General features: G+C 69.7%; 6 protein-coding genes. All 6 read left to right on the forward strand.

Annotated features, from left to right (window positions below):
• Positions 1-978: FAD-binding protein (locus ACTHNQ_RS07100; RefSeq protein WP_440332332.1), on the forward strand; the 978-nt coding region annotated here is incomplete at its 5' end.
• On the forward strand, positions 978-1,748 hold the full coding sequence (locus tag ACTHNQ_RS07105) for a succinate dehydrogenase iron-sulfur subunit (protein WP_018171869.1): 771 nt from the start codon (positions 978-980) through the stop codon (positions 1,746-1,748). The genes ACTHNQ_RS07100 and ACTHNQ_RS07105, both read left to right, overlap by 1 nt.
• Before the next feature lie 15 nt (positions 1,749-1,763).
• Complete coding sequence (locus ACTHNQ_RS07110) at positions 1,764-3,005, forward strand: MFS transporter (RefSeq protein ID WP_440332334.1); 1,242 nt, start codon at positions 1,764-1,766, stop codon at positions 3,003-3,005.
• Positions 3,006-3,033: 28 nt separating this feature from the next.
• Positions 3,034-4,266 (forward strand): YihY/virulence factor BrkB family protein, encoded by a 1,233-nt coding sequence (locus ACTHNQ_RS07115; RefSeq protein ID WP_440332336.1) that lies wholly within the window; start codon positions 3,034-3,036, stop codon positions 4,264-4,266.
• Positions 4,267-4,296: 30 nt separating this feature from the next.
• Positions 4,297-5,145: an exodeoxyribonuclease III gene (locus ACTHNQ_RS07120; RefSeq protein WP_440332338.1), complete on the forward strand. Its 849-nt coding sequence runs from the start codon at positions 4,297-4,299 to the stop codon at positions 5,143-5,145.
• 59 nt (positions 5,146-5,204) lie between these two features.
• On the forward strand, positions 5,205-5,984 hold a 780-nt coding region (trpS, locus tag ACTHNQ_RS07125), incomplete at its 3' end, for a tryptophan--tRNA ligase (protein ID WP_440332340.1).

Below are 5,984 nucleotides of genomic sequence, written 5' to 3' on the forward strand. Positions count from 1 at the left end.
GAGCGGTTCATGGAGCGCTACGCGCCGACCATCAAGGACCTCGCCCCCCGCGACATCGTGAGCCGCTGCATGGTGCAGGAGGTGGCCGAGGGCCGCGGCGCCGGCCCGCACCGCGACTACGTGCTGCTGGACTGCACGCACCTGGGCGCCGAGGTGCTCGAGACCAAGCTGCCCGACATCACGGAGTTCGCCCGCACGTACCTGGGCGTCGACCCCGTCGTCGAGCCGGTGCCGGTCATGCCGACCGCGCACTACGCGATGGGCGGCATCCCGACCAACACCGCCGCCGAGGTGCTCTCCGACAACGAGACGGTCGTCCCCGGCCTGTACGCCGCCGGCGAGTGCGCGTGCGTGTCGGTGCACGGCTCGAACCGTCTCGGCACCAACTCTCTGCTCGACATCAACGTCTTCGGCAAGCGCGCCGGCCGCAACGCGGTCGAGTACGTCAAGACCGCCGAGTTCGTGCCCCTCCCCGAGGACCCGGCCGCCGAGGTCCGCAGCCTGATCGAGGGCCTTCGCAGCAACCAGGGCACCGAGCGCATCGCGGTCCTGCGCAAGACGCTGCAGGACGAGATGGACCGCAAGGCCCAGGTGTTCCGCACCGACGAGTCGCTCGGCGAGGTGCTCGAGGTGATCGAGGAGCTGCGCGAGCGCTACAAGAACGTGCACGTCGACGACAAGGGCAAGCGGTTCAACACCGACCTGCTCGAAGCGGTCGAGCTCGGCTTCCTGCTCGACCTCGCCGAGGTCGTCGTCTACGCCGCCCGCAACCGCAAGGAGAGCCGTGGCGGTCACATGCGCGACGACTTCCCGACGCGCGACGACGAGAACTACATGAAGCACACGATGGCGTACCTGACGGGCGACCCGCACTCGTCCGACGCGGCGGATCACATCAGCCTGGACTGGAAGCCGGTCGTCTTCACCAGGAACGAGAAGGGCGAGTTGAACTACCCGCCGATGGAGAGGAAGTACTGATGACGCTCGTCGCCGACGCGGACTCCGCCACCGAGACCACGAACGACACCGGCATCCAGTCGTTCCTCGTCACGTTCATCATCCGCCGCTTCGACCCCGAGGTCGACGAAGAGCCGCGCTGGGTGGACTACGACGTCGAGCTGTACTCGACCGACCGCGTGCTGGACGCCCTCCACAAGATCAAGTGGGAGGTCGACGGCTCGCTGACGTTCCGCCGTTCGTGCGCCCACGGCATCTGCGGGTCCGACGCGATGCGCATCAACGGCCGCAACCGCCTGGCCTGCAAGACGCTGATCAAGGACCTCGACATCTCGAAGCCGATCTACGTCGAGGCGATCAAGGGCCTGCCGCTGGAGAAGGACCTCGTCGTCGACATGGAGCCCTTCTTCGCGTCGTACCGCGAGGTGCAGCCGTTCCTCATCGCGAACTCGAAGCCCGAGCCCGGCAAGGAGCGCATCCAGTCGATCGTCGACCGCGAGGTCTTCGACGACACCACGAAGTGCATCCTGTGTGCCGCGTGCACCTCGTCCTGCCCCGTGTTCTGGACCGACGGCCAGTACTTCGGGCCGGCGGCGATCGTCAACGCGCACCGCTTCATCTTCGACTCGCGCGACGACGCGGGCGACGTGCGCCTCGACATCCTCAACGACAAGGAGGGCGTGTGGCGCTGCCGCACGACCTTCAACTGCACCGAGGCGTGCCCGCGCGGCATCGAGGTGACCAAGGCGATCGCCGAGGTCAAGCAGGCCGTCCTGCGCGGCCGTCCCTGACGTAGAAAGCCCCCGATGACCACGTCGCAACGGAGCGACCGGGAACAGCAGGACGTCGGGCGGATGCCTCGTGCCTCACGTGTCGCCGTCACCGCCGCCTACGCCGCCCAGGCTCTGGGCTACGCCGTCCTTGTGACGTCGCTGCCCGCGCTCAAGGAGCGCCAGCAGGTCGACGACATGACGATCTCGCTGATCCTCCTCGGAGTCAGCGTGGCTGCCGCCCTCGGTTCGGTGCTCGCCGATCTCGTGTCGGTGCGCTGGGGCAGCCGGGCGGCGCTCGCGACGGGCCTCGTCATCGAGGCGGCGCTGCTGCCGGTGGTCGCGTTCGAGACCCCGTTCGCGGTGTTCGTCGGCGCGCTGGCGGTCTACGGTGTCGGCCTCGGCTGCGTCGACGCGGCGTCGGCGATGCAGGGCGTGCTGGTGCAGCGGTCGTACGGCCGGCCGCTGATGGGCGGGTTCTTCGCGGGCTACACGGCGGCGGCGATCGCCGGGGCGCTCCTGGTGTCGGGGGTGGCGGCATCCGCCGTCGGCGCGGGTGTCGCGATGACCGTCGCGGCGGTCGTGATCCTCGCCGTCGGGCTGGTCGGCACGCGCCTGTTCGCGCGGGACGTGCCGGTGGACGAGGCGCTGCCCGAGTCGGAGCGCGGCAGGCTGCCGCGCGCAGGGATCTGGGCGTTCGGCGTCGTCATCCTCGCGGTCTTCGTGGTCGACTCGTCGGTCAGCACCTGGAGCACCGTCTACCTGCAGGACAACCTGTCGGCGCTGGCCTGGGTCGCGCCGCTCGGGTACGCCGTCTATCAGGCGTGCATCCTGGTGACGCGGCTCGCGACCGACCGTCTGCTGCCGGTCGTCGGCCGGGTGCGGCTCGTCCTGATCGCGACGCTGGTCTCGGTCGCCGGATGCCTTCTCGTCGCGCTCCTCCCCTTCGCCGCTGCGGCCGTGGTGGGCTTCGGGCTCGCGGGCGTCGCCGTCGGCGTGGTCGTGCCCGTCACCTTCGGCGCGGCGGGCGAGCTCGACCCGGCCCACAGCGACCAGGTCATCGCCCGCGTCAACATCTTCAACTACGCCGGCGTCATCGTCGGTGCGGTCCTCGTCGGTGTGCTGGCCGGCGGGCCGAGCCTGGGCCTGGGGTTCCTGATCCCGGCCGTGGTGCTGCTGGCCGTGCTGTTCGTGCTGCGCTGGTTCCGCACGACGCCGTCGGCGAGGGATGCCGCCGCGCGGCCCGCGGAGAGCCAGGGCGCGGCACCCACCGCGTGACGCGGCATCCGTCGATACTCTGTGTTCCGTGACCGACAAGCGCCCCGGCGACACCCGCTCCCAGGCGGACGCGGCCGAACGCGAGGAGGAGTCGCTCCGCGCGCGCTGGGAGGCTCGGCAGGAGGAGCTGCGCGAGCGCTTCGACGAGCCGATCTCCCGCGCCACCGTGCTCACGCAGAAGACCCTCGCGTGGTTCCCGGTGCGGGTGTGGCGGCACTTCCTGCAGCACAACGGCTTCCTCCTGGCGGCCGGCGTCAGCTACCAGGCGCTGTTCGCGACGTTCGCGGGGATCTACGTGGCGTTCGCGATCGTCGGGCTGTGGCTCGGCGCGAGCGAGCAGGCGATCGACTGGCTGGTCGACCTGCTGAACAGCTACATCCCGGGGCTGATCGGTCCTCAGGGGGTCTTCACCGAGTCCGAGGTCTCGGCGATCGCGACGGGAAGCACCACAACGCTCGGGGTCACCGGCGCGATCGCGCTCGGCACCTTGCTGTGGACGGCGATCGGGTTCATCACGTTCGCCCGCCGCGCGGTGCGTGACATCTTCGGGCTGCCGCCGGATCTGCGCAGCTACTTCCTGCTGAAGGCGCGTGACTTCCTCGGGGCGCTGCTGTTCGCCCTCGCGCTGCTGCTCGGCTTCGCCGCGACCTCGGTGGGCACCTGGGCGCTGGAGGCCGTGTTCAACTGGCTCGGGTGGACCGGCGTCTCCAACGGCTATCAGTACGCCGCCACGGTCGGCACCGTGCTCATCTCGTTCGCGATCTTCAGCGGCGCACTCGCGGCGCTCATCCGATTCCTGACCGGCACCCAGCTCAAGTGGCGTCGCATCTGGCCGGGAGCCCTGCTCGGCGGCGGCGCGATCACGGTGCTGCAGTTCTTCACGGGGTGGCTTCTCGTCTACACGCCGACGAATGCGCTGCTGGCGACGTTCGCGGTGTTCATCGCGCTGCTGCTGTGGTTCCGGATCATCGGCATCATCATGCTCGTGGCGGCGTCGTGGATCGCGGTGGCCGCGAAGGATGCCGACGTCCCGCTGATCCCCCAGTCCGAGGCCGAGCGGCTGGCGGCCGAGCACCAGGCGCTGCTCGTGGCGGCGCGCGTGCGGCTGCGCACCGCGCAGGACGCCCGCGACTCGGCGACCTGGTTCCAGGCGTGGGCGGCCGATCGTGCAGTGCGCGCGGCGGAGCAGGAGCTCGCGCAGGTGGAGGCATCCGCTCCCGCGGTCGCGACCGCGGCGGGCAAGCACCCGCACGCGGGCTGAATGTCGGCGGCGCCGGATAGTCTCGAAAGCATGCCCCGCCGCGTACGCATCGCCTCTGTCAACGTCAATGGAATCCGCGCAGCCGTCCGCAAGGGCATGCTCGAGTGGATCGAAGAGGCCGACGTCGATGTGATGGCGCTGCAAGAGGTGCGCGCCACCGAGGAGCAGCTGCGCGCAGCCCTCCCGGGGTGGGAGATCGTCAACGACGAGGCCCTCGCCAAGGGGCGGGCCGGTGTCGCGGTGGCGAGCCGCATGCCGTCCGTCGAGGTGCGCCGCGTGCTCGGCCCCGAGCCGCTCGACAGCGCGGGCCGCTGGATCGAGGCCGACTTCGACATCGACGGCGAGAAGCTCGTCGTCGTCAGCGCCTATGTGCACACCGGCGAGGCCGAGACGCCCAAGCAGGACGCCAAGTGGGCGTTCCTCGACGCGATGGAGAAGCGGATGCCGCAGCTCGCCGCCGACGCACCGCTCGCGCTCATCATGGGCGACCTGAACGTCGGGCACCGCGAGCTCGACATCCGCAACTGGAAGGGCAACCTCAAGAAGGCGGGGTTCCTGCCGCGCGAGCGCGCGTATTTCGACCGATTCCTCGGCGAGCACGGCGCCGAGGTGACCGGTGTCGACGGCTCCACCGGAACGGGCCTCGGCTGGGTCGACGTCGGACGCCGATTCCACGGAGAGGTCGACGGCCCGTACACATGGTGGTCGATGCTCGGCCGCGCGTTCGACAACGACACCGGGTGGCGCATCGACTACCACCTCGCGACACCGCAGCTCGGTGACCGGGTGACGGATTACCGCGTCGTGCGGGCACCCTCGTGGGACACGCGGTGGAGCGACCACGCCCCGGTCGTCGCGGACTACACGATCGGGCTCTGACCGGCGCCGGACCGGTCCTGCCGCGCGGGGTGGCGGCATCCGCCTCATAGACTTGAGCGATGAGCAAACCGCGCCTGTACTCCGGCATGCAGCCCTCGGCCGATTCCCTTCAGATCGGCAACTACATCGGGGCTCTCATGCAGTGGCGCGATCTGCAGCAGTCCTACGACGCGTTCTTCTCGGTGGTCGATCTGCACGCCATCACGGTCGCGCAGGATCCCGCGCACCTGCGCGAGAAGACCCGGCGCACGGCGGCGCAGTACATCGCCGCCGGCATCGAGCCCTCGAAGTCGACGCTGTACGTGCAGTCGCATGTGCCCGCGCACGCCGAGCTGGCGTGGATCCTGTCGACGGTCACGGGCTTCGGCGAGGCCGGGCGCATGACGCAGTTCAAAGACAAGTCCTCGCGCTACGGGTCGGATGCCACCTCGGTGGGCCTGTTCACGTATCCGGTGCTGATGGCCGCCGACATCCTGCTGTACCAGACCGACATCGTGCCGGTCGGCGACGACCAGAAGCAGCATGTCGAGCTCACGCGCGACCTGGCCGAGCGGTTCAACAGCCGCTTCGGGCAGACGTTCCGTGTGCCGATGCCGGTCATCCAGCAGGAGACGGCGCGCATCTACGACCTGCAGAACCCGACGTCGAAGATGTCGAAGTCGGCGGAGTCGGATGCCGGTGTGCTGTGGCTGCTCGATGACCCGGCGAAGTCGGCCAAGAAGGTCATGCGCGCGGTGACCGACTCCGAGGGGTCCGTCCGCTACGACCGCGAGAACAAGCCCGGCGTGTCGAACCTGCTGGTGATCTACGCGGCCCTGACCGGCCGCCAGATCCCGGCG

Source organism: Microbacterium sp. (genome assembly GCF_051953575.1).
In the GTDB taxonomy this organism is placed as follows: domain Bacteria; phylum Actinomycetota; class Actinomycetes; order Actinomycetales; family Microbacteriaceae; genus Microbacterium.